Origin of the sequence: Selenomonas sp. FC4001 (assembly GCF_000701565.1) — a bacterium.
Lineage (GTDB): Bacteria > Bacillota > Negativicutes > Selenomonadales > Selenomonadaceae > Selenomonas_A > Selenomonas_A ruminantium_B.
The window spans coordinates 1-25,283 of sequence record NZ_JNJF01000009.1 but is presented as its reverse complement, the minus strand read 5'-3'; the positions used below and the strand labels follow the sequence as shown (position 1 = coordinate 25,283).

General features: G+C 51.9%; 23 protein-coding genes and 1 tRNA gene. 6 read left to right on the top strand and 18 right to left on the bottom strand.

The features are described from left to right. Positions 1-115: 115 nt before the first annotated feature. The gene (locus tag T320_RS03730) at positions 116-1,387 is read left to right on the top strand and encodes a dicarboxylate/amino acid:cation symporter (RefSeq protein WP_037353146.1); all 1,272 of its coding nucleotides are present in this window, start codon (positions 116-118) and stop codon (positions 1,385-1,387) included. Between the two features lie 390 nt (positions 1,388-1,777). Here T320_RS03730 and rnhA read toward each other — a convergent pair whose 3' ends face one another. Both rnhA and T320_RS03715 read right to left on the bottom strand, forming a co-directional pair. Continuing rightward, positions 1,778-2,458 (bottom strand): ribonuclease HI, encoded by a 681-nt coding sequence (gene rnhA, locus T320_RS03720; protein ID WP_037353142.1) that lies wholly within the window; start codon positions 2,456-2,458, stop codon positions 1,778-1,780. A 1-nt stretch (position 2,459) separates the two neighbouring features. Continuing rightward, a complete protein-coding gene (locus T320_RS03715) occupies positions 2,460-3,017 on the bottom strand; it encodes a UbiX family flavin prenyltransferase (protein WP_037353140.1) in 558 nt (185 codons plus the stop codon). Positions 3,018-3,184: 167 nt separating this feature from the next. Here T320_RS03715 and T320_RS03710 point away from each other — a divergent pair, with 167 nt between their 5' ends. The 3 genes from T320_RS03710 (at position 3,185) to T320_RS03700 (ending at position 8,417) form a co-directional block, all read left to right on the top strand. After that, positions 3,185-4,231 (top strand): Fic family protein, encoded by a 1,047-nt coding sequence (locus T320_RS03710; protein ID WP_037353138.1) that lies wholly within the window; start codon positions 3,185-3,187, stop codon positions 4,229-4,231. 83 nt (positions 4,232-4,314) lie between these two features. Continuing rightward, positions 4,315-6,501, top strand: coding sequence for a Tex family protein (locus T320_RS03705; RefSeq protein WP_037353135.1), 2,187 nt, complete (start codon positions 4,315-4,317; stop codon positions 6,499-6,501). Further along, complete coding sequence (locus T320_RS03700) at positions 6,498-8,417, top strand: nicotinate-nucleotide--dimethylbenzimidazole phosphoribosyltransferase (protein WP_037353132.1); 1,920 nt, start codon at positions 6,498-6,500, stop codon at positions 8,415-8,417. Before T320_RS03705 ends, T320_RS03700 begins: the two co-directional genes overlap by 4 nt. A 13-nt stretch (positions 8,418-8,430) precedes the next feature. On the opposite strand, the gene T320_RS03695 is transcribed toward T320_RS03700, so the two are convergent. The 16 genes from T320_RS03695 to T320_RS03620 form a co-directional block, all read right to left on the bottom strand. Further along, entirely contained in the window at positions 8,431-9,768 is a 1,338-nt protein-coding gene (locus tag T320_RS03695) for a DHHW family protein (RefSeq protein ID WP_037353130.1), read from the bottom strand. Between the two features lie 9 nt (positions 9,769-9,777). Then, positions 9,778-11,172 (bottom strand): MBOAT family O-acyltransferase, encoded by a 1,395-nt coding sequence (locus T320_RS03690; RefSeq protein WP_037353127.1) that lies wholly within the window; start codon positions 11,170-11,172, stop codon positions 9,778-9,780. A gap of 180 nt (positions 11,173-11,352) precedes the next feature. Then, on the bottom strand, positions 11,353-11,802 hold the full coding sequence (locus T320_RS03685; RefSeq protein ID WP_037353126.1) for a transcriptional regulator PerR: 450 nt from the start codon (positions 11,800-11,802) through the stop codon (positions 11,353-11,355). A 92-nt stretch (positions 11,803-11,894) separates the two neighbouring features. Further along, positions 11,895-12,818 carry a hypothetical protein gene (locus T320_RS03680; protein WP_037353124.1) on the bottom strand — a complete coding sequence of 308 codons (924 nt, stop codon included), beginning with the start codon at positions 12,816-12,818 and terminating at the stop codon, positions 11,895-11,897. 72 nt (positions 12,819-12,890) lie between these two features. Next, positions 12,891-13,829, bottom strand: coding sequence for a cation diffusion facilitator family transporter (locus T320_RS03675; RefSeq protein WP_037353347.1), 939 nt, complete (start codon positions 13,827-13,829; stop codon positions 12,891-12,893). A gap of 72 nt (positions 13,830-13,901) precedes the next feature. Continuing rightward, complete coding sequence (locus tag T320_RS03670) at positions 13,902-14,324, bottom strand: hypothetical protein (RefSeq protein WP_026759515.1); 423 nt, start codon at positions 14,322-14,324, stop codon at positions 13,902-13,904. Positions 14,325-14,770: 446 nt separating this feature from the next. Next, positions 14,771-15,778, bottom strand: a complete 1,008-nt coding sequence (gene hypE, locus T320_RS03665; protein ID WP_037353122.1) for a hydrogenase expression/formation protein HypE — start codon at positions 15,776-15,778, stop codon at positions 14,771-14,773. Next, positions 15,768-16,892 (bottom strand): hydrogenase formation protein HypD, encoded by a 1,125-nt coding sequence (gene hypD / locus T320_RS03660; protein ID WP_231465841.1) that lies wholly within the window; start codon positions 16,890-16,892, stop codon positions 15,768-15,770. Before hypD ends, hypE begins: the two co-directional genes overlap by 11 nt. Beyond that, positions 16,889-17,125, bottom strand: a complete 237-nt coding sequence (locus T320_RS03655) for a HypC/HybG/HupF family hydrogenase formation chaperone (protein WP_026759518.1) — start codon at positions 17,123-17,125, stop codon at positions 16,889-16,891. Before T320_RS03655 ends, hypD begins: the two co-directional genes overlap by 4 nt. 19 nt (positions 17,126-17,144) lie before the next feature. Then, a complete protein-coding gene (locus T320_RS03650; RefSeq protein ID WP_037353120.1) occupies positions 17,145-17,735 on the bottom strand; it encodes a HyaD/HybD family hydrogenase maturation endopeptidase in 591 nt (196 codons plus the stop codon). A 2-nt stretch (positions 17,736-17,737) separates the two neighbouring features. After that, the gene (hypB, locus tag T320_RS03645; RefSeq protein WP_037353118.1) at positions 17,738-18,397 is read right to left on the bottom strand and encodes a hydrogenase nickel incorporation protein HypB; all 660 of its coding nucleotides are present in this window, start codon (positions 18,395-18,397) and stop codon (positions 17,738-17,740) included. 2 nt (positions 18,398-18,399) lie between these two features. Next, positions 18,400-18,741: a hydrogenase maturation nickel metallochaperone HypA gene (gene hypA, locus T320_RS03640; RefSeq protein WP_037353116.1), complete on the bottom strand. Its 342-nt coding sequence runs from the start codon at positions 18,739-18,741 to the stop codon at positions 18,400-18,402. Between the two features lie 113 nt (positions 18,742-18,854). Further along, a complete protein-coding gene (locus tag T320_RS03635; RefSeq protein ID WP_026759522.1) occupies positions 18,855-19,100 on the bottom strand; it encodes a heavy-metal-associated domain-containing protein in 246 nt (81 codons plus the stop codon). 96 nt (positions 19,101-19,196) lie between these two features. Beyond that, complete coding sequence (cybH, locus tag T320_RS03630; RefSeq protein ID WP_037353113.1) at positions 19,197-19,892, bottom strand: Ni/Fe-hydrogenase, b-type cytochrome subunit; 696 nt, start codon at positions 19,890-19,892, stop codon at positions 19,197-19,199. 20 nt (positions 19,893-19,912) lie between these two features. Then, positions 19,913-21,820, bottom strand: a complete 1,908-nt coding sequence (locus T320_RS03625; protein ID WP_037353112.1) for a nickel-dependent hydrogenase large subunit — start codon at positions 21,818-21,820, stop codon at positions 19,913-19,915. A 16-nt stretch (positions 21,821-21,836) separates the two neighbouring features. Next, on the bottom strand, positions 21,837-22,913 hold the full coding sequence (locus tag T320_RS03620) for a hydrogenase small subunit (RefSeq protein WP_037353110.1): 1,077 nt from the start codon (positions 22,911-22,913) through the stop codon (positions 21,837-21,839). 398 nt (positions 22,914-23,311) lie between these two features. Between T320_RS03620 and T320_RS03615 the strand changes: the two genes are divergently transcribed. Next, a tRNA-Ala gene (locus tag T320_RS03615) sits at positions 23,312-23,387 on the top strand. Positions 23,388-23,451: 64 nt separating this feature from the next. After that, positions 23,452-24,789: an MFS transporter gene (locus tag T320_RS03610; RefSeq protein WP_037353108.1), complete on the top strand. Its 1,338-nt coding sequence runs from the start codon at positions 23,452-23,454 to the stop codon at positions 24,787-24,789. Positions 24,790-25,283: the final 494 nt, after the last annotated feature.

The window sequence follows — 25,283 nt, the reverse complement described above, 5'->3', positions numbered from 1 at the left end:
TTACAATGTAAACATCATAAATCGCGCAACGAAGCCGCATGTCATATCCGTCAGGGATATTAGCATGCGGCTTTCTATGTAAGGGCGATTGCAGAAAATTTTGGGAGGGTTCTTTATGTCAGAAAAGAAACACAGCAGCCTCGACAAACTAGGGATTTGGATTATCGGGGCTACCATCCTGGGTGCCATCACCGGCCTGCTTCTGGGGAAAGATGCACAGATGCTGGCGCCCATGGGCAATCTCTTCATGCAGCTGATTAAGATGGTCGTCGTACCCTTGGTACTCTTCTCCTTGATTGGCGGTGCCGCCTCATTGGGAAAATCCAGCAGCGCCGGGAAAATCGGTATCCTGACCTTTGCTTACTATGGAATTACTACGGCTGTAGCGGTAGCGCTCGGCCTTGCCGCCAGCGAAATCTTCCAGCCGGGCCGGGGCATTGAAATGACGACTCTTTCGGAGGCGGCCATTCATGTGGACCACATGGAGGAAAGCACCCATATCCCCGGCTTTTGGGAGACGGTGACGGGCTTTGTGCCCACCAATCCGTTCCAGGCTCTGGTAGACGGCAACATTTTGCAGATTATCGTCTTTGCCCTGTTCATGGGTTTTGCCGCTACCTATATGGAGGAGTCCAAACGCAATTATGTCCTGAACTTCTTTAATTACCTGACGGAATTATTCATCAAGGTCATGACGGGCATTATGTATGTTGCCCCCATCGGCGTCTTCTGTCTGATGGCCGATGCTACCGGAACTTTTGGCTACGCAGTGCTCACCAAGATTCTCTATCTGATTCTCCTCTATGTCGTCGTGCTGGCTATCGTCACCTACGGCATGCTTGGCGGCTCCGTAGCCATGTTCTCCCGCTGCACTACTTATAAACAGTTCTTCAAGAGCATGTGGAAGGTACAGATTTTCGCTTTCTCCACCGCTTCTTCTATTGCCACGCTGCCGCTGAATATGAACACTGCTACCACCGAGCTGGGCGTATCCAAAGAAACCACGTCCTTTGCCCTGCCTTTGGGTGCCACCATCAATATGAACGGCAATGCCGCTTATTACGCTATGGCGGCCACCTTTATCGCGCAGATGTACGGTATGGAACTCTCCTTGTCCCAGTACATTGCCATCATCATCACCAGCACCCTGGGTGCGGTAGGCCAAGCCGGTGTCCCCGGTCCCACGCTGCTGGTAGTGGCCGTACTGGTTTCCGCCGGCATCCCCATCGACGCCCTTCCTATCCTCTTTGGCGTGGACAGAATCTTTGACATGCTGCGTACCGCCGTCAACATCACCGGCGACGCTGCCTGCGCCACCATCGTAGACAGATTCCGGGAGCCCACTGCTACGAAAGAAAAAGAACACGAACCGGTTATTTCTGCATAAAAAGCTTGGTACAGATATTTATAAAGGAAAAACTCCGTGGCCGTTTATTTTACGGCTGCGGAGTTTTTTCTCAGTAAATTGCAGTTTATCGAGGTTATTACGAGCTTTATTTTTTTTGTTACAACTCAGTGGGGGCGGGCGGGGAGTGATTTTTCTGTCGGGAGCGACTGCCTGAACGCAGTGAAGGCCGGCCCCAGCAGGAAGCAGCTAAGCAAATACGCTGAAAGCAGCGCCGTTGGCCTGCCCGGCGCGAGTAAATGGACAGCTATTTTTTCCGAGGGGGTCGTTTAGCGGAAAACAGAAAAATTACTCCCCCGTCTGGCCCCAAACTACGTATGAACAAGATACCTTTACCACGAATGCCCCAACAAACTGCAATTTAAGATGCTTTTATTGAAACTTCATTGCTTCCGCCTTAGCCAATTCATCACAGCGCTCATTCTGTGCCACCCCCACATGGCCTTTTACCCAATGGAACCGCACCTTATGGGCCGCAAAGGCTGCATCCAGCTGTTGCCATAAGTCCTGATTCTTCACGGGAGTCCCTGCCGCCGTGACCCAGCCTTTCCGTTTCCAGCTGACCAGCCAGTTTTTCGTAAAGGCATTCTTAAGATACTGGCTGTCGGTGTAGAGGTCAATAACTGCACCTTGACGGGCAAAGGACAATGCCTGCAAGGCCGCCGTAAGTTCCATGCGATTGTTGGTGGTAGAAGCCTCACCACCGTGCAGTTCCGTAAGTTTTCCCTCCACCTGGTCAGCAATCACCGCCGCCCAGCCGCCGGGGCCATCGGGGTTGCGCAGGCAGGAACCATCCGTGTAGATGATATAATCCGCCGCATCATCAAAATCCGCTTTAGCCTCTGCCACAGGCTGGCTGGCAGCTGCTTTTGGTGCGCCTCCATAAGGCGGCACATAGTCAAGATTTAACCAGGCCGTCGCCTCGTTGGGGTCCGTAAAGCCCTTATACCGCGCTCCTGGGAATCCATCCACCTGTGCCTTGCATTCTGCCCATGTGGTAAAAATCCCCGTCTTACGGCCATTTCTTACTGCATATACTTTTTTAGCTGCCATCTTATCCTTCCCATCTTGCAAACAAATCCGTATCAAGCCCCAGCTGGTCACAGATTTTCCCCACCAGCATATCCACCAAATCCTCAATGGTTTTGGGCCGATGATAGAAGCCCGGTGCCGCCGGCATAATCCGCACACCCAGCTGAGCCAGTTTCAGCAGATTTTCCAGATGAATAGCATGCATAGGAGTTTCCCGGGGCACTAATATCAGCTTACGCCCTTCCTTGAGCATCACATCTGCCGCCCGCGTCAAAAGGTTGTCCGACATACTATGGGCAATGCTGGCCGCCGTCTTCATGGAGCAGGGCAAAACCACCATGGCATCAGCCCGGAAAGAGCCACTGGCAATCGCCGCCCCCACGTTATCATTATCGTAAAGCACCGCCACCCGCTTGGCCAAAGCCTCACGTGATACACCGCACTCATAATCCAGAACCTGCCAGCCGCTGTCGGTCACAACAGCATGCACCTCATGACCAGCCTGCCGCAAAACCTCAATCAAGCGCAAAGCATAAATACTGCCGCTGGCTCCGGTTATTCCTACCACTAGCTTCATGATATCTTTTCCACCTCCTCGCCTTATCGATTGCCTAAAAATTACTTTGCTTTAATTATAGCGAAGCCTGCAAAATCCTGTCAATGAAACGCCGTTGTTCTTCCCCTTTATCCTTTACCTTTCCCTTAAATATCACTATAATATAAGGGAAAGAAGGAGGTGTTAAGGGAATGCGTTCTTTTAATTATGCAAAAATCAAGGACATGACCTGGGATTCCGAAATACTCGGCTACATTGCCGCAATATATAAAGCAGCGGGCAAACAGGAACTTTACTTGAAACAACGACCTGCAGAACTGGCCAAACTGGTAGAAATCGCCAAGATTCAAAGTACAGAGGCATCCAATGCTATTGAAGGAATTGTAACCACCAGTACACGCATCCGACAGTTGGTCGAAGAAAAGACCACGCCCAAAAACCGGGACGAGCAGGAAATTGCTGGTTATCGCGATGTGCTGAATATCATTCACGAAAATTTCGATGCCATTCCCATCACACAGAATTTTATCCTGCAACTCCATAGAAATCTGTACAGTCATATGAATAATCCTATGGGCGGGCGCACGAAGAATGTGCAAAACTACATCAGTGCCACTTACCCTGACGGACATACAGAAATTCTGTTCACGCCGCTTGCCCCCTTCGAAACACCAGAAGCGCTCGATAAAATCTGTGCCGAGTACAATTATGTAATTGGCAATGCCGAAGCAGAGCCACTGCTTGCTATCCCCATTTTCATTCACGACTTTCTCTGTATACATCCATTTAATGATGGAAACGGACGCATGAGCAGACTCTTAACTACGCTCCTGCTCTATCGCTGTGGCTTCTATGTGGGGAAGTACATATCCTTGGAAGCAAAAATAGCCAACCACAAGGATGCTTATTATGATGCACTCAGACAGTCCCAACACGGCTGGCATGAAGGCAACGAGGATGTTGTCCCCTTCATTAAATACATTCTAAGCACGATTATTGCCGCCTATCGGGATTTTGAAGACCGATTCTCCATTGTGGAAATGAAAACATCTGCGCTGGAAATGGTTCGTAAGGCTTCCCTGCAAAAACTGGGGCGTTTTTCCAAACAGGATATCCGCGAACTCTGCCCATCGCTTAGCGTAAGTTCCATAGAAGGAGCTTTACGGAAGTTAGTGGCTACAGGCTATCTAAAACGTGAAGGAAGTGGGCGTTCAACCTGCTATATTCATTTAAAATAATCCGCTATACAAGAATGCAAAGTGCCGCTAATGGCGTTATAATGATAAGATAAGTTTCAATAAAAAGAAAGTTGGTGCCCACCATGCAAATAAATGATATTCCCGTACTTATCGCCAAGGAACTTGGCGTGACCCCAAAGCAGACCTCTGCCGCCATCGAGCTGTTAGACGGCGGCAATACTGTGCCGTTTATTGCCCGCTACCGCAAAGAGGCTACTGGCGCCTTGGAAGATGAACAGCTGCGCACATTAGAAGAACGTCTGGCCTATCTGCGCAACCTCGTCAAACGGCAGGAAGAAATCCTCGCCAAAATCGAGGAGCAGGGCAAGCTGACCGACGAACTCAAAGCCGCCATCGAAAAGGCGCAAAAATTACAGGAACTCGAGGACCTCTATCTGCCCTACAAGCAGAAAAAACGCACCCGCGCCCAGATTGCCCGTGAGCGGGGTTTGGAACCCTTGGGCAAATTGATGTTGGAACAGGCCAAAATCAAGGGCACGCCTTTGGAAGAAGCCGTTAACTACATCGACGAGGAGAAAGAAGTCGCCACTGCCGAAGATGCCCTGCAGGGCGCTATGGATATTGCCGCTGAAACCATTATGGAAGATGCCAAACTGCGTGCCAATATGCGTACCCGCCTTTGGAACAACGGCCATATCGAAACGGAACTCTTAGAGGATGCTGAAGAAGCCGACACCTTTGCCATGTACAAGGATTACAGCGAGCTTATTCATACTTTGCCTTCTCACCGCATTCTCGCCATCAACCGCGGCGAAGCCAAGGGGTGTCTCAAAGTCCATGTCACGATTGACGCCGAGGACTGTCAAAGCCGCATTTTCCGCCGTATCAGTAAGGCGCCCTCAAAGTGGGATGAAACCTTGAAAGCCGTTATCGAGGACGGCTGGAAACGTCTGCTGTTCCCGGCGCTGGAACGCGAAGTCCGCAGCCAGCTCACCGAAGATGCCGAAGCACAGGCCATCAAGATTTTTGGCGTAAACTTAAAACAGTTGCTCCTGCAGGCGCCCCTTGCCGGTCATACTGTACTGGGTCTTGACCCCGGCTATCGCACGGGCTGCAAGATGGCGGTTGTCGATGCCACCGGCCATGTGGTCGACCACGGCGTAATTCAGGTAACGCAGAGCGACGGAGCGAAAGCCGCCGCTGCCAAAACGGTACTGGGCCTCATAAAAAAACATCATATCACGCTGATTTCCATCGGCAACGGTACGGCGTCCTACGAAACGGAACAGTTCACGGCCCAGCTGATTGCCGACAATCACTTGACGGATGTACACTACCTGATTACCAACGAAGCAGGGGCCTCCGTCTATTCCGCTTCGGCGCTGGCCAAGGAAGAACTGCCCGAATACGATGTCACCATCCGTGGCGCAGTATCCATTGCCCGCCGCATTCAGGACCCGCTGGCGGAATTGGTCAAAATCGACCCCAAAGCCATCGGCGTAGGGCAGTACCAGCATGACGTCAACCAAAAGGAACTGGGCGCGACCCTCGATGCCACCATCGAAAGCACAGTCAACCATGTAGGCGTTGACCTCAACACGGCCAGCGGCGCACTCCTCAAGCATATCGCGGGCATCAACGCCACCATTGCCAAAAATATCGTGGCTTACCGCAATGAAAACGGCATCTTCACGAGTCGCAAACAGCTGCTGAAAGTGCCCCGTCTGGGCCCGGCCGCCTTTACCCAGTGTGCCGGTTTCCTGCGTATTGCCGGGGGCAAATCGCCCTTGGACAACACCCCTGTCCATCCCGAATCCTACGATTTGGCAGAAAAACTGTTGGCACGTCTGGGCTTTAGCTTAAACGACCTCAACGATAAAGATGCGCTCGCCATGCTGGCGGCCAAGGCCAAACTTGCCGACTGCGCTAAGTTAGCCAAGGAATTGGACGCCGGCGAACTTACGGTCAAGGATATTCTCGATGCCCTCGTAAAACCGGGCCGCGACCCGCGCGAGGACCTGCCGGCACCACTTACCCGTCAGGCCGTGGTGAAGCTTTCCGACATCAAGGAAGGCAGCATTATGCGGGGTACAGTGCGCAATATCACCGACTTTGGTGCCTTTGTCGATATCGGCCTCAAAACTGCCGGCCTTATCCATATTTCCGAAATGAGCCAAAAACGCATCAAGCATCCGCTCGACGTACTGGCCGTCGGAGATATCATCAAAGTCATGGTCATCAGTGTTGACGAGAGCCGCAACCGTATCGGCCTGTCCCTGAAACAAGTACCGAAGGAGAACATCGGATGAGTTTATTAAATAGAACACTTACCGCCATAGAGCCGGCCAATCACGAATTAGCCCAGCAGGCAGCTGCCCAGCTGACCAAGGTTATGGAAGGCGACGAAGATTCTCTGGGACTGCTCAAAGACCTGCTGCTCAAATATCTATCCATAACCGGGGAAATTCATCCTGCCGCTCCCGATAAATGCACGGTCATCTGCTGTGCCAGCCACGGGGTTGCCGCCGAAGCCGTCAGCGCCTATCCGGAGGAAACCACCCTGCAGATGACCAAGAGCTACCTGATTGGCCAGGGTGCTGCCGCCAATGCCTTCTCCGGCTTTGCGGACAGCGAAATCTTTATCGCCGACTTCGGCATCAAGGCAGATAACATCGATATTCCGGGGCTATTGGACTGCCGGATTGGCAACGGCACAGATAATATCGCCCAAGGCCCGGCCATGAGCAGAGAACAGGCCATCGCCGCCCTTGAAAAGGGCATTGAACTGGCCGAAAAACTCATTGGCGAAGGTTTTGACTGCCTGCTGCCCGGCGAAATGGGCATTGCCAACACCACCGTCAGCGCCGCCATTTGCGCTGCCATCTGCAACAAAACAGCCGCGGAAGTCACTGGACGCGGCACGAATATATCCGATGAACGACTGGTAAAAAAGACTACCATTGTCGAAAAAGCATTAAACCTCAATCAGCCGGATAACACGGATGCTATTGATGTACTGGCTAAAGTCGGCGGCTTTGAATTCGGCGCCATTGCGGGGCTCATGCTGGGCTTTGCCGCACACCATAAAGCGGTAATCCTGGACGGCTCCAACTGTGCCGCCGCCGCCCTGATTGCACAGAACCTTGCACCGGACTGTGTCGATTACTTCCTGCCCTCACATCGCGGGGGCGAACCTGCGCAGGGCTTTGCCCTTGAAAAACTCGGTCTTACGCCGCTGCTGCACCTTGACCTGCGTCTCGGCGAAGCCTGTGGCAGTTCCATTCTCGCCCGCGAGCTTGAAACCATGCTAAACCTTTGGGATGTGGTGAGCCACCTGCCCCATGACCCGGTGGAAACGCCTTTCCAGCAGGCCTATATGCCCAATCTTGCCCCCAAAGTCACCAACAAGACCTTTGATTTCTACCTCTCAACCATGCAGGATTTGGATACACAGGCGATGGAAGCCTGCAAGGAGCGCCTGGATAATCTGGTCAAACCCTTGGAAAGCCTCGGCGCATTGGAGCAGATTGCCACGGAAATCGCGGGCATCATGGGCGATGAACTGCCCCACTGCGATTTGGACCGGGCTCTGCTCTGCTTCACCAGCAAGGTGAGCAATCCTCTGCAAATGCAGCTTACCGCCGCCAGTTCCCAAAGTGCCAAGGCCGACGTCACCATCGCCCATGTACGCGAGGGGCTGCCGCTAACGGCCGCCTTTGACTTTGGCCGGGAGCAGGGCGAGTTTTTATCCCTGTCCTATCCGCTTTTAGGCCTCTCCATGACCGAAATGGACGAGCATGCCCCCTTCGGCACGACGGCAGAACTTCTGCGGCAGGAACTCTTAAACGCCGACGGCAGTTTGAAATATCCTGCCGATGAATTCCTGGCCCATGCCCCGGAAGCCGTGCAACCCTTTATCGGGGCCATGATTGGCGCCATCATCGCCGCTGCCCATAACAGCGCCTTTATCATCTTAGATGACGAAGCCAGCGAAATCATCGCCCGCTATACAGAGTTGCTCTGTCCTGCAGTGCGCCCCTATATCCTCCATGTACAGCCCCTGCTCGTAAAGGCAAATTGCACGCTGCCCGGCGGTCTGATTGCGGGACTCGGCATGGATATTGCCGAAGCCGCCCTCTACATGCTCAACTATATGCGCACCTTCGCCGAAAGCAAGGTCGCTATCGCCAGCGACGGCCCGGGCGCGCAGCGTCAGCAGAACTAAACACAAAAGCATGTCAGCGGAAATCATAGTCATCCTGATGCGAATCACGCTCCAACGGATAATCCAGCTCCATCGTGTGGATAACCAGCACGATATCGGGCTGGTTTTTCTTTATATAACTGCGGATACTGCCCTTGAACCAGCGCGGGTCAAGAATATCCATCTGTTTCACGCAGAGCGCCAGAAACGGCGCTACACTGTTGGCAAAGGAATCCTTCACCACGAGGATTTTCACATCCGCAGCATCTTGGGCAAAGTTCTCGATATGAATCAGGGAACAGTCGGCAAAATTATAGGCCGCATAGGGATTGGAGCCGTAAAAATCCTTCCGTTCCACCTCATGCCTGTCATAGGTGACGGAAAAATCGCCATAGGTGTCGATGCCCAGCCCCGGAATTTCATAATGCAGGTTCGTGGGAAATTGAGGATAAAGAAGCATAAAATCATCAGGCTCTGCCAAGACGCGGGTCCGCCGCTTGCCCTGACTGCCCAAGAAATAGGCCGCGAACTGCTCCTGTCGGTAGTTTTCCGGCTGCAAAAGTTCCTCCCGCAAGGGTACACCCGCTGCCTCTTTTAACCAGCCCGCAATCTGCCCCGCAGCCCACAAGCCTGTGGTCGGCAGCCAATGATGGTCCGTGCGGAAGAACAGCTGATGATAAGGCCTATCCGAAAAAGCCGCCCGCATGCGCGGATAAAGGTCAAGGGTGTCTATGCCACGGTTCTGCAAGCCCTGCAGCATCGCATCTTTTTTCTGCAGGCTAAAATCCACCCGCCCGATGAATTTACCATCGCTCTTTTCATCCAAGGCCGGCGGATTGGGCACGAACAGGAACTTTGCCCCCTGCGTATGACAAAAATCCGCCAAACCTGCTGTTTCCTCAATGTATTCCTGAATGTCAAAGGGAAGCGTAGGGAAAAACAGCCAGCCATCAGGGAGCACCTGTACGCTGCCGGTCGTTATGGGCCGAATGTCCCAGCCAATGAGCTGGTCATAGCACCTGCCCGTTTCGACAATGCCCGTATAGCCGGGAAAATACGTTTCGCTCCAATCGGCAAACCTTGCCTGCTTCTCCCGCAATTTATTTTCCCGATAGCGCATTTCCGCCAGCAGATTTCGCTCCGGTTCCGGCTCTAAAAAGGGATAAAGACCAGCCCAGTCAATATCCTTTTCCCTTGGATGGATGCGTTCCGGCAGACGCCAATTATCCCAAAGGACCAGCTGTGTCAGCGCGTTATCCCACTTGCAGCCTTCTATCAGCACCACCACGGTAACCCAGCGCAGGAATATCATCACTAAAGCAACCACCAAAATGCCTGCGCAAAAACGCATCATATAGTCACGCATGCTCATAGCTGCACCTCAAAAGTTAAAATAGATAAACGGATTGTAATTTCCGGCTACGGTAGCGATAATGGAAAGCAGAAACAGCACCGCCGCCAGACAAGGCTCAACCACAGGCTGCCAAAGCGCCCAACGTTTTGCCACCCAAGGATAGATGGGGAGCGAAAAGATAAGCCCCAGCAGCCAGACTATCCCGCCGTCAAAGAGAAAATGCCCCGCCAGCTCATCATAAAGAGGATTTCCGGCCAGCCCCCACATCATGCCCATATAGGCAAGACTCTGCGTTAAATCAGAGAATTGAAATACCACCCAGGCCATAATGACCGCCAGCAAGGTATAGATATGGCCGAAAACGCCCAGGCGATCAGCAAAGCCGGTGAACTTCTCCAGAATCAGCAGGCAAAAATAAATCAAGCCCCAAAGCAAGAACGTCCAATTCGCGCCATGCCAAAAGCCGGTCAAGGACCAGACGATAAAGAGATTCAGCGCCAGGCGGCTCCGGCTGCAGCGGCTCCCCCCCAGTGGAATATAGACATAATCCCGGAACCAGGAGGACAGAGAAATATGCCAGCGGCGCCAGAATTCCGTCACGCTGCGGGAAATATACGGGTAGTTGAAATTCTCCCGGAAGTGGAAGCCAAACATCTGCCCCAGGCCAATGGCCATATCCGAGTAACCCGAAAAGTCAAAATAAATCTGAAAGGTATAAGCAATAGCCCCCAGCCAGGCTGCCGCCACAGAAAGCGGCTCCTGCGCAGACATAAATCTTGCGTCCAGGGCAATGACGGCAAAATAATTGGCCAGCAGTACTTTCTTGGCAAGACCATAGATAAAACGTATCATGCCGTTCGTGAAATCCTGACGCGTTTCCTGCCGCTGAAGGATTTCCCGCTCAATATCGGCATAGCGCACAATCGGCCCCGCAATGAGCTGCGGGAACAACGCAATATAGAGGCCTACATGCAAAACATTTGCCTGTGCCTGCGCCTTGCCATAATAGATATCAAACAGATAAGACAGGAGCTGGAACGTAAAGAAGGAAATCCCGATGGGCAATGCCAGCTGAATGGCAGAAAAATCCATCTGCAATAAAAGCCCCAGCTGCGCTGCCGCAAAGGTCAGGTACTTAAAGACAAACAACATGCCCAAGTGAAAGGCCGCGCCCAAGATAAGCCAGCGCTTGCGCGCCCCCGGCGATTTGGCCCCGTTCATCCTTAGCCCCACCTGCCAGCCAACGACGATGGACACCACCATCAGCCAGACAAAGAACGGCTTGCCCCAGGCATAGAACACGAGGCTTGCCAGCAGCAATAAGATATTACGAAACCTCCTGCTCCGCCAAAGAGGATTATAATAGAGCAGGAGTATCAGCGGCAGAAACATAAACAAAAAGATATTCGATGAAAAAACCACGGCCGCCCCTCCTTTGTAATTTTTTCGCTGGATTCGACCTTCCCCACCTATTCGACATTTCGCCTTCGACTTCCTGCCGCAGTGCACCGCTGCGAGCAGACAGCAAAAAGCCCCTAAAAGCATCTTCTTGCTTTCAGGGGCTATTACCGTAAACTTTCCTGCTGATTTTGTTGTTCTCGTTCAGGCTTCCTGCGCCAGCATTGCCTGCTGGCAATGTGGACACACGCCATAGAAATAGTATTGCTGTCCTGTCAGCTGATAGCCCGTCTCGAACATAACCTGCTCCGAAAAATCCGTGGTCGGCAGGGTCTTTACATCGTCCACCCGGCCACAGTGCATGCAACGGATATGCGGGTGCGGACTGACTCTGGCATCATAGCGAAAAGAGTCCTCGCCCACATTCAATTCCTGTACAATTCCTACGGCGCACAAAATATTCAACGACTTATAGACAGTCGCCAAACTCATGGTGGGATAATCAGGCAGCAATTCCTGATACAAAGTTTCCGCACTGGGATGTTCCGTGGTATGCGCCAGCGCATTATACACCGCCAGCCTCTGTGGTGTGACCTTGAAACCGCGCTCCCGCAGCAGCGCAGTCACTTCCTTCGGTTTCAATCCAACCCGCATGATAAATCCTTTCTATAAGTAACAAATAATTATTATCCTTTGCGATTTATTCTAAATAAAAAAGCACCTCCTGTCAAGAAGGTGCTTCAAAATTATTCTGCCGTAGTAGCTACGCCATACAGCGTCGTGTCATTCTTCGTCTGAATGTAGAATTCCGTACCGGCCGGCAGTTCAATGTTCTTGCCGTTGACAAAGGCTCCACCAATGATGCCAATGGGCCCGAGGAGGACCATGCCTGCTACACTGGCACCAGCAGCCAGCGCCAGACTCTTCATTTCCTGCTTGGCTTCCTCACCTACAAAAGTAGCGACATAGGTACCATCTATGGATTTCGTCTGCTTATAATCAACATCCAGCTCGGCATTGCGGCCAAAGTTACGCGCCTGCGTTACCTTCTTGACGACACCGTCGCCCGGTTCCCCTTTGGCAAAGACCAATTTGCTGTCTACGATGACATCAGCGGCCACCTTATAGCGAATAATATCGCCTTTTTTCAGATTCTTGGTATTTACCGGGTCAACCAGCGCTACCTTAATCAGCGTATTTTTCGGCACCAGGACCTGTTCCATCGGCAGATCCACCGTGCCAAAGGAAGACGAAGCCAAATCCTGAATCCGTTTCTTGTACGTACCCTCGTTGGTATGACCGTTGATGGTCATTTCCATATCGGCCACGCGCTTTTCCACGGAGTTCATGCTGACCTCATGGTCAATATTCCACTCAACAGCATTGAGCTGTGCCAATACCGACGGCTTGCTGCCATTGGTATACACCTCATCATAAAGGGCATCCACACGCGCCATCATGCTGCCCTTCTTATGGCTGCCATTATAATCTTTTTCCAGTTTGTTTATACGTTCTAAAAGAGCACCAGTCTGTTCTGTGCCGTAGGTATCTTTTTCTACAGCAGAAAGTTTTGCCTGCACCGTTTCCGGCGTTGCGGCACTGGCCATTCCCATGGATGATACCAACATCATCGCCGACATGACCATCGCACATACTTTGCGAAATTTCATAAACTCGTTCCCCCATTCATTTCTTCACTGACCTTACTATTGTACCATATTCTAACTTGTTTTTCTTAAAAATCAGTTAGAAACATCAATTTTTTCCTGTTTTTTGGCAATCTCGTATTGGGCCGCCTTTGTCTCAGGCTCATGGTTGCCTGCCGGTTCCGGGTGAATCAAAATGTCAAAAGCGCCGAACTCCTCCCGAATTTTTTCCTCAAGCTCATCACAGATAGCATGAACATGGGAAAGATGCATATTGCCGTCAAAGAGCACATGAACATCCAAGAGCTTATAGGAGCCGGATTTGCGGGTGCGCAGGCAATGGCAGCCTTTGACCTCGGGAATGGCATCAATAATGGCCATGATTTTGTTCTCCTGCTCTTCCGGCAGGCTCACATCCGTAAGCTCCATGGTGGAATCCACCACCATCTTCCAACCCTCCCGGAAGATAATCAAAGCTACGGCAATGGCAATGGCACCATCGAGCCAGGCCCAGCCGGTAATTTGCATGAGGATTAAGCCGGCCATGACACCTACAGAAGTCCAGACATCTGCCCGCAGATGCAGGCCATCGGCCTCCAGTGCCTGAGAGCCTGTGAGCTTGCCAACGGAAATCAATTTGTGGGACACGAGCAGGTTGATGATGATGGACACCAGCATAATGGCCACACCGAAGTGCAGCATCTCCGGCACTTTATCCTGTCCGAGGTGTTCAAAGGCTTCATAGACAATGCCCCCGGCCGCCGCTACAATGAGCAGAGCTTCCACCGCCGCCGAGAGATTTTCAAACTTGCCGTGGCCGTAGTCATGTTCTGTATCCGGAGGAGTCACCGACTTCTTCACGGCCCAAAAGGCAATCAACGAGGCCACCAAATCGACACTGGAATGCAGGGCTTCGGAAATCAGACTTACCGCCCCCACCCAAACGCCCACAAAGAGCTTCAGGAGCACCAGCACGGTGTTGGATATGATGGACAAATAAGCGGTATCTTTTTTCAGCACATCTATCTCAGTCATAAGAACCTCCATTCCGATTCGCAAAGATTTCATAGTAAAAGCCTCCCCCATATTGGAGGAGACTTCAAACATTTAATTTGTGCGGGGCTGCTCGTAAATAAAATCCACCACAGTCTGCATGGGGGAGGTTTCCACAAAAGGCAAATCCAAATGCTGATCCCCGGATTCTTCCAATGTCTGCTTGGTATCATAAGCCTGCACTTTGGAAGCCAGGATATGGTAGACCCGCTTGTCCCTGTTGAACTGCATCAGATAGATATAGCGGCGATTTGTACGGGCTTTGATGACAGCCACCCGTGCCTGCACCAGTTCATAAGTCCGGCTCGTATTATCAGGCTGCACTTCCACCGTCTGGAAATAAGACAGGGAATCCACGTCCACATAATACCCTGTCGGCCCTACGGCATCCACAAACTGCATATTTTCGGCAAAGACACTGGTACTGCCCCAAAACAGCAGTCCCAGCAACAACGGCAAAATCCGCCCCAGTTTCATCTATTTCGCTTCCTTCTATGAGTAAAGTGTAACATCTTCTAAACATGATTCATTATAGCCAAAAAGATTCGTTCGTGCAAGGTTTGCATCGGTGCTTGCGAAGTTAATGCCGTCAGGGAGGCCGTGGGGATTGTGCACTTCCGCTTAGACTTGGGGCTAAAATAATTTTTTCTCTTTTAATTCAGTATTTATAAAAGCTCAAAACTCGCTCCGCTCAAACAAACCTCTTTTATAAATATTGCAGGAGTAGAGAAAAAATTATTTCTTTACGCCCCCAGCCTAACGCTGCAGTTCACAATCCCCACGGCCTCCCTCGTTGCACTTGGTGAACTTTTTGGACTCGGACTCACATCGTGCCGCGAATAAAAAGATGTACCACGGAGTGGGGCGGGGGCAGTTGGTCTGCGCAGCGAAGCAGACCAACTGCCCCCGCCCCACGGTATCCCTTAGCAAATTCGCGGCACGATATTCCCCAACGGCATATCAACGACACGAATCCCGCCGATTCCCGTACGCAATCCCACGGTTCCCGGGGCCTCGGCCGTAACTTCACCGATAATCCTTGCCTCCTGCCCATAAGGACTTGTCCGCATTGCCTTGAGCACTTTATCTGCACTTTCTGCAGGCACAAATGCCACGCATTTACCCTCGTTAGCCAGATACAGCGGGTCAAAACCGAGCATATCACAAACGCCTTGCACTTCGGCATGGATGGGTATTTCATCTTCGTCAATAAGAATGCCACACTTAGATGCCTCAGCGATTTCATTGAGCACTGCCGCCACACCGCCGCGGGTCGGGTCACGCATAACCGCAATATCCGGCGCTGCTTCGAGCATAGCCTTAGTCATTTTGTTGAGCGGCGCACAGTCCGTCTGCACGCTGGCCGGCAGATTGATATTGTGGCGCCCCGCCATAATGGCCGCCGCATGATCGCCGATATAACCGGAGAGAATCACCTTCATGCCCGGCTTGACGTTTTCCGGACTGATATGCGTTCCGGGAATTTTGTCGCCAATCCCTGCCGTGTTGATAAAAATACCATCGGCCTTGCCCTTTTCCACCACTTTTGTATCTCCGGTGGCAATGACGACCCCGGCTTCATCCGCCATCTTCTTCATCGTACTCACGATGGTCTGCAAATCCTTGATGGGGAAACCTTCCTCGATAATCATGCCCACCGATAAATAGCGAGGAATCGCCCCCGTCATCGACAGGTCATTGACCGTGCCGCAGACAGCCAACTTGCCAATATTGCCGCCCGCAAAAAACAAGGGCTGTACCACATAGGAATCCGTGGTGAAGGCCACTTCGCCCTTCATCTCCACCAAAGCCCCGTCATGCAGGGTATTAAGTACCGGATTGCCATAAGCCGGCAGAATAACCTGCTCCATCAATTCCTGACTCACCTTGCCCCCGGCACCATGGGCCAGGGTCACTTTATCATTTGCCATATTCAAACCTCCCCTGACCATATTTATACCAGGCCGCACATACACCTTCCACCGATACCATGCAGGGGCCGATAGCGTGTGTCGGCACACAGGCCTTGGCAAACAGCGGGCATTCCTTGGGCGTTACAATGCCCCGCAGAACCTCGCCACAACGGCAGGCCGTCTTTTTCGTCACCGTCTCCACTTCTAGCGGCAAAACCTGCTCAATATCAAAGCGGGCATATTCAGCCTTCATCTTGAGTCCGGACAGTGGCACAATCCCCATGCCGCGCCAGCCTGTATCGCATGGCTCATAAACCCTATTGGTAATCGCCATGGATACGGGATTGCCCTCAGTCTTTACCACATCGGTGTACTCATTTTCCACCTTGGCTTCGCCGTTTACTACCTGCTGCACCAGACGGTAAAGGCCGCGCAAAATCTGCAGCGGCTCAAAGCCTGTGACCACACCCGGAACATGGTACTTGCCGATTACCGGCTCATATACGCCGGTTCCCGTGACCACCGATACATGGCCCGGCAGGATAAAGCCGTCCACATGGACTTCTTCATCATTTAAGAGTGCTTCCATGACCGGCGGCACCAGTTTTTGCGCTGATAGCATGTATAGGTTCGTTATTCCCTGCTGTTCAGCCGCCAGCACCGTAGCCGCCGCCGTCGGTGCAGTGGTCTCAAAGCCCACTGCCAGAAAGATAACCTTCTTATCCGGATTGTCCTTGGCAATCTGAATGCTATCCATCGGCGAATACACAATGCGGATATCTGCACCATTGGTTTTGGCTTCATTCAGGCTGGACTTAGAACCGGGAACTTTAAGCATATCGCCAAAGGTCGCGATAATCACATCATCACGCTGGGCATAAGCAATCGCCTTGTCCATATAATCGTCCGGAGTCACACAGACAGGACAGCCGGGCCCCGATACGAGTTCCACCGAATCCGGCAAAATCTGCCGCAGACCTGCGCGGAAAATCGCCACCGTATGCGTGCCGCAGACTTCCATAAACCGTAACTTGCGGCCGGTTGTGGCGGCCAGTTCACCGATTTTTTGCACGAGCTCTTTGGCAAATGCCCGTTCTTCCGCTTTCGTCAGCTTCTCCTTAACTTCCGTCACAGCTTATCCACCGTCCTCGGCGCACCGCGCATTTCTGCCATCAGGGCATAGGTTTCCTCTGCGTCCTTCTCCTCCACCTTCTGCATGGCAAAGCCGGCATGCACCAACACATAATCCCCGAGCTTCGTTTCCGGCAGCAGCATCAGGCTCACATCACGCGTAACCCCCGCAATATCCACCGTGCCCATGGCATCCTTTATCGCAACCACTTTGGCAGGAACAGCCAAACACATAGTATAACCTCCTAACGCATCATCTGACAGACGAAAAATCCTCTGCCACTTTATGGTAGTCCATATCGTTAACATTCTCACGCTTGCGCGGCTCAATCCCCCAGTTTTTGAGTTCCTTGAGCGCCTGCTCCACCATCTGCGGCAGAAGTTTCATCATGCCATCCGACAGCTCAACGCCAGCCTCTACATCATAGGGCTGGGCGCCAATGACCACAACGTCGGGAATCTTATGCCCCGTAACGGTTAAGAGTCCCAGCACATCCTGTATGCCGACTTCATGGGCCGAGAGCTTGTCCTGAAAATGCTCCATTACATCATCGTTATGAAAACGGAACGTCGTGCCCGGCTCTGCCCCGCCATTGATGGAATCAATGACCAAGAGTTTCTCTGTACCCGTAACATACTGCGTGAGCTCAATGCCCAGTGTACCGCCGTCCACAATCTGCACGGACTCCGGGAATTCGTAATGCTTGTCGAGATATTCGGCCACCCGCACGCCGAAACCTTCGTCCCGCAGGATGACATTGCCAATGCCCAAAATCGTGACTTCGTTTTTGTAGAGCACATTATCCAGACTGGACTTACCGCCAGCCACAAATACATCAGCCATGCTTACTGTCCTTTCTTGGCGGCAATCTTTTTCAGCAGCCAGTCACACCATTCATCAATGCCCTGCCCCTTGGTGCAGGAAACCTCCAGCACTTCAATGCCCGGATGCAGGCTCGTGATATCCTTCTTGGCTGACTCCATATTGAAATTGCAGTATGGTGCCAAATCCACCTTGTTCAGCAGGGCGATTTCGCTTTCCTTGAACATCAGCGGGTACTTTAAGGGCTTATCGTCGCCCTCGGTCACAGAGAGCACCACTGCTCTGGCATCTTCACCCACAGGGAACTCTGCTGGGCAGACGAGATTGCCGACGTTTTCCACCACCAGCAAATCCAGCTCGTTCAAATTCATTTCCTTGACGGTTTTCTGCACCATATTAGCATCGAGATGGCAGCCGCCCGCCGTGTTAATCTGAATCACCGGCACGCCATATTTATCAATACGCTCCGCGTCCTTGCTCGTAAAGAGGTCACCCTCGATAACCGCCATCTTGATTTTATCCTTCAAACGCTCCATGGTCTTTTCGAGCACCGAAGTCTTACCTGCCCCCGGCGAGCCCATGAAGTTCAGCACAAAGACCTTTTTATCCGCAAACATAGCCTGATTTTCGGCGGCCAATCTGTCGTTTTCCCCTAAGATATTCTTGATAACCTTTATCTCCATAATCAGTCAACCTCCAAATATTCCACCTGCATCTCCCGGCCGCTCAGGGTGGTCAGCACCCCATTTTCGCATTCAGGACACCAGAAATCATAATGCTCGATATGAAACTCCTTGCCGCATTTGCTGCATTTGCCCATAAGCGGCACATTCTTTATCTTCAGCTCTGCCCCTTCGGCAATAGTTCCCTGGGTCAGCATATTAAAGGAGAAATTCAGCGAGTCAACTTCCACGCCGGACATTTCCCCAATCAGCAGGCCGATTTCATTGATTTTATGGGCATTGTTCACCTTTGCATAATCCAGAGCAATATCCAAAATCCCTTCGGCAATGGCCATCTCATGCATATTTCTTCACCTCGTTTGCATCTTTTGGGAGCGTTCCCCCAGCCGATACATAATGAAAACGCCTTCCCCGCCAACACTATGGGCAGGGAAGGCGTCACCTAATCAGCGATTAATCACAGAACCGCGTCCAAACCACGAGCGTTCAAAACCTTCAGGATTTCCCCCAGTTTTGTCTTTTCCGGGTTGTAATCCACCGTGGTTTCACCATCATGGGCATGGATGTGAACATAGAGCACACCGGGCAGGCCCAAAAGCTCTTTTTCCACTTCCTGAGCAATCTCCTCAGTATAACCATGCACCGTAAACTGCAGGCGGGTGTTAGAACCACCCTCATGCCCGCAACCACACTCTTTACACATGGGCAAAGCCTCCTCTATTATAAAAATCATGCGTATGCTGCTACGCACTAACAACAACCGCTAGCCAATCTTGCCCAGTGGTCAGTAACCTAAAACTTACTTCAGCGTGCCGTCAAGATGACCTGCATCACGCGGCTTATGCGCCAAAATCTTGCTGCCGGAGAACATGGAAGAAACTTCGCTTTCACCTTCCATAAACTCTGCACGGATAACCATGTAAAGATGACCGATAGCAAAGAGGATAATCGCCCAGGCTACATAATGATGTACCAGATGGGCCATCATTTCACCGCCCAGCACCGTGATTACCCAACCAAAGAGGGTGCCACCGATGCCCGAAGGATCCGTCATGTAGTAAATACCGAAGCCCGTGAGGATTTCGATAAATACCAGCACATACAGGAACGCATAGGAGCAACGGGCAATGGGGTTACGCAGATAGGACGCATGTTCCGAACGCAGGAACATATAATGGAGCGCCACATCTACGGTATTGCTGTAGAAGTACCCCTTCCATACATGAGGGAACAGGCGGTCACCGGGATTGGTGCAAAAGCCGTAAATCCTCAGGATAAAGGAGGCACAGAACAGATAGGCTGCGACAAAATGGATATTGCGGATATTATCCAGCGTCATACCGGAAAATGTCGGCTCTGAAGCATGGATACTCCAGGGGCTGGTAATCATCAGGCCCGTAACAAACAGGACGCAGATGGCTACCACCATAATCCAATGAAAGATCCGCAGCCAAGGACTAAACAGGTAATATTCCCTGCGAACTACTTCTTTCATAGCTTTTTCCTTTCTGCAGATTACTTGTCCACCCGCGTACCAGAGTACGGGTCCGTGGTGATGACGTTAATCTTTTCACCCTTGGCATTGAACATATGCGTTGCGCAAGCCATGCAGGGGTCAAAGGAACGAATAACCTTCACGATTTCCAGCGGCTTATCCGGAATCTTCACCTGCGTATCCTTCATGGCCATCTCGTATGCACCATTGCCGGCTTTATCATCACGCGGGCAGGCATTCCAAGTGGTCGGAACGATACACTGATAGTTGTCCGTCTTGCCATCCTTGATTGTAATGTAATGGGACAAAGCGCCGCGCGGTGCTTCGTAGAGGCCAACACCTTTGCATGCTTTCGGCCAGGTGCTGATTTCCCATTTATCGGAGTTGGCAACCTTGGTATCACCAGTTTTGAGGTTGGCAATGAGCTTATCAAAGAAGAACTTGTTGATTTCGGCAGCCAGCTGGCAGTCGAGCGCACGGGCAGCCGTACGGCCAACCATCGTCGGCAGCCATACTTCCGGAGCCAGGCCCAGAACCTTGGATACTGCATCGAGCTGGTCAAGCATCATCTTTTCTGCCCAGGTCATATCCGGCAGCAGGCCTTTCTTAGCCTTGGTGTAGATGATGATGTAGCGGGCCAGCGGGCCAACTTCACAGAGTTTGCCTTTCCATTTCGGCGTTTTCAGCCAGGAATATTTGCCGTTTTCATTGAGCGCTTTCCAATCCGTTTCCGTGCCCTCTTTAGGACCGGTGAACTTAGCTGCAGTAACACCTTCCCAAGGATGACGGTCTTTCTTCCCGGCAGGATACTCATACCAAGCGTGGTCAACGCTTTCCGTAATATTTTCCGTCGTAACATCTTCTGCCGTTACCTCCGTGAACTTCGCAGCTGCGAGGCCCTTGCCGAAGTCTTCAACTACACCGTTGCAACGGATGAGCAGGTTCTTGAAGAAACCGCCATCGCTCGTGCCCGTGTAGCTTTCAATCGGATATGCACCATAACCCAATACGCAGGTCTTGGCCATACCGCCGCCATCAACGCGGCCAGCTTTCACATAAGCCGAGCCGATTGCCAAAAGGTCAGGCAGATAGTAGTTGTTCACGAGGCTTCTGCCCATATTGATGGCTCTGTCCACGATTTCCAGACGAGCCGTGTTGACCGGTGCATTGCCGTCTTCCAGAGAAATGGAGCAGGGCATGCCGCCAACCACATAATGCGGATGCGGGTTCTTGCCGCCGAAGATAACGTGCGGCGTAACCAGTTCACGCTGCTTGTCCAGCATTTCAAGATAATGTGCTACAGCCAACAGATGAACTTCCGGCGGCAGCAGCTTGTAATCGGGATGATCCCACCAGTTGGCGGAGAAGATACCGAGCTGACCGCTTTCGACGATAGCTTTTACCTTGTTCTTAATCTGCTCAAAATACTGCGGCGTAGCTGCCGGGAAATCATGCTCATAGGCTTCCGTTACGGAAGTGTCCGGAGCACGGAACGGCAGCTTGTAGGTATTGAGCAGCGTATTCTGCAGATTAGCAGTAGCAATGGCATCAGCAGCCAGTGCTTCTACCGGGCTAATCCAGTCCAGTGCATGGAGATGATAGAAATGTACGATATGGTCCTGCACCGTCAGCGTTGCGGCCATGATGTTACGGATATAGTTTGCATTCTTCGGAATGGCAATGCCCAGAGCATCTTCTACGGCTCGGACAGCCCCCAAGGCATGAGCCGTGGTGCAAACACCGCAAATACGCTGGATATAAGCCCAGGCATCACGGGGGTCACGGTCTTTCATGACCAGTTCCAGGCCACGCCAGGCAGTACCGGAGGAAACAGCGTCTGTGACTTTCCCCGTTGCTTCATCAACCTGTACCTCAACACGAAGGTGACCTTCAATGCGGGTTACCGGATCTACTACTACATGTTTCATTTATTCACCTGCTCCCTTATTCCTCATTATGTTCTTCCGCTTCGCGTTTCTGCTTCTGAACGACGCTCATTGCGCCATGAACAGCTACGCCGGCAGCCGTACCAACAGCCATTGCGGCACCAATCTTATCCACATTTCCGAGAGGACCATACTCCGGCATACGGGTGGTCATGGGGTCCTCGTCCCAGAAATGCGCATTGGAGCAGCCAATGCAGGGAGCACCGGACTGAATCGGATAGCTCATGCCCTGGAACCAGCGCAGGTTGCCGCAGGAGTTGTAAGTCTCGGGGCCGCGGCAGCCCAGTTTGTAGAGGCACCAGCCAGCCTTTGCACCTTCATCATCAAAGTGCTCGGCAAACATCCCGGCATCAAAGAAGGGACGACGATAGCAGGTATCGTGGATGCGGTTGCCATAGAACTGCTTGGGACGGCCCTCATTGTCAAGAGGCGGCACCGTGCCGAACAGAGCAACGTGCATAACCACGCCCGTCATAACTTCCGGAATCGGGGGGCAGCCCGGTACATTGATTACCGGAGTCTTGCCTGCGAAATGGGCAATACCCGCAGAACCCGTGGGGTTCGGTTTAGCAGCCTGAATACCGCCGGATACGGCGCAGGTGCCGTACGCAATGACGGCTGCCGCATTGTGAGCAGCATGCTGCAGGGTCTCGATGAAGGGCTTGCCGCCGGACATGCAGTAAACACCGCTGTCCTTGGTGCAGACAGCACCTTCCACGCACAAGATGTACTGACCCTTGTACTTGTTAATGGTTTCTTCCAAGTGTGCCTCGAAGGGCTCGCCACTGGCGGCACTCAAAAGATGGTCATACTCCAGCGCAATCTGGCTCAGCACCAAATCGGATGCGAGCGGCGAACCGGAACGGATGAAAGCTTCATCACACCCCGTGCACTCATGCCCGTGAATCCAGACTACAACCGGTAAAGGCTTCTTTTCGGCAGCTTCAACCACCTTGGACACCTGGTCCGTGCTGAGTCCCATCAGGGAAGTCAGCGCTACACAGCTCTTCACAAAGCTGCGGCGGCTCATGCCTTTTCTGAGATATACATCCCACATACTCTCCCGTTTGTCCACTTTTTTACCTCCTCTTGATTATCCTTGCAATAATTGCCACAGAAAATTCCACCGCTGGCTCATTTGCGGTTTCATAAAGAAAATCTATTAGCGAACAGTCTTATTATACGCTGAAAAAATACAAAATGCTATATCTATAAATGCATTTATTCACCATAAATTAACTTTATTTTTGCCATGCAATAAAGCAAGAATATCCTTTGATAAACAGGACTAATAACGCCCATTTTCCATAGATATCCATGTTCACCATTTTCGCCAAAACCCTGCTTTTTTCCTGCTACGAAAAAACATTTTAAGCCTGAATAAAAACGAAATTATCCTGTTCATCTTGCAAAACAATAGAAAACGCGGTATACTTCTAATTGTTTGCTGATGAAGCATAATCCACATTAATTGGGGACATAGCTCAGCTGGGAGAGCACCAGGTTCGCAATCTGGGGGTCGAGGGTTCAATCCCCTTTGTCTCCACCAATTTTGAAATAACAAAGCCTTCCTCTGGGGAGGTTTTTTCTTGTATATACGAGGAGAATAAAACATGGAGCGCCGCGTACTTTCCACCATCATGCTCACATCTTTCCTTACCCCATTTACAGGCAGTGCCTTGAATCTGGCTCTGCCTTCTTTGGGTGCAGAATTTGGCGCTTCGCCAGCGTCCTTAGGCTGGGTGCTGGGCAGTTTTCTGTTGGCGGCCATTGTCGTGCTGTTGCCTTTTGGGAAACTTGCCGACCGCTATGGAAAACGGCGATTTTTCATCATGGGTAACGGGATTTTTGCCCTGACTTCTTTGGCCGCTTGTTTTGCCCCAAACCTGCCTCTGCTGATTGCCGCCCGCGCAGCCCAGGGAATCGGTTCTGCCATGACCTTTGCCACCTCCATGTCCATCCTGACGCTGGTAATCCCCAAGGAGCGCCGCGGCTGGGCCATGGGCTGGAATGTAGCAGTTGTTTACACCGGCCTCACCTTAGGGCCTGCCGCCGGCGGTTTTCTCAACTACTATTACGGCTGGCAAAGCATCTTCGTGGTGCTCGCCTTCCTTGGCGGTATCGCCTTTCTGGCCGCCCGCCACTTCCTGCAGGAAGAATGGTACGAGGACAGCAGCCCCCAATGGGACAAAAAAGGCGCCGTCCTTTACGGCGGCGCAATTCTCCTCGTCATCTACAGTCTTTCCCAACTGCTTGCTGAACCACTGGCCCCCGCGCTTTTATGCGCAGGCCTGCTACTGTTTGCTGTGTTCATTCGCTATGAACGGCACACGAAAAATCCACTTCTGCCGGTAAGTCTGCTGTTTACCAACCGGCCCTTTTCCCTTTCCTGTCTGGCAGCACTGCTCAACTACTGTGCCACCTTTGCCACCAGTTTATTGCTATCTCTTTACCTGCAATCGATTCTGGGACTGACCTCGCGCAGCGCGGGACTTATCCTGCTGGCCCAGCCCATCATCATGGCCAGCCTTTCCCCCTTGATGGGCAAGCTATCGGATAAATACTCTCCCACGAAACTTGCCGCCTTGGGTATGGCAGTCATCACCATCGGCTTAGGCGGTTTTGCCCTGACGGTTCACAATCTCTCCCTGTATCTGCTCATCCCCATGCTCATCATCACCGGCACCGGCTTCGCCCTATTTGCCGCCCCCAATAACAATGCCATCATGAGTTCCGTTGAGAAAAAACATTACAGCCTCGCCGCCAGTCTGTTAAGCACAACCCGCCTGTTTGGTCAGGTACTCAGCGTTGCCATCATGAATTTAATCCTGTCCCTCCAATGGGCAGATTGCGCCCCACGCGAAATTCTCTTACAAAACCTGCAAATCGCCCTGCTCTGCTTCGCCCTCTTCTCCGCAGCAGGTGTAATACCCGCAAAAGCACGAAATTAGAGAGCGAAATTACAGTTTGTTGGGGAGTTCGTGATAAAAGTATCCAGTTCATACATCGTCAGGGGCGAACGGGGAGTAATTTTTCTGTTTTCCGCTAAACGCCCCCCTCGTAAAATAGAATTATCCAGTTACTCGCGCCGGGCAGGCCAACGGCGCTGCTTTCAGCGTATTTACTTAGCTGTTTTCTACAGGGGCCGGCCTTCACTTCGTTCAGGCAGTCGCTCCTTACAGAAAAATCACTCCCCGTTCGCCCCAAGATACGGTCTATGCTATTGCCACGAACTCGTTGCTCCCGTAACAAGAACATCGATGTACTTGTTGCTTATCGCTGCGAAAATGCCATCTTATACGGACATCGCTTAGGGCGGAGGTGGTGATGCTTTTCGCCATGGAACGGCTGTCCGAACGCAGTGAGGACTGGCCCACAAACGGCACAGCCTAAACACTGAGCTGAACATACGCGCCGCCGGTCTTGCCCGGCGCAGGTAACTAAA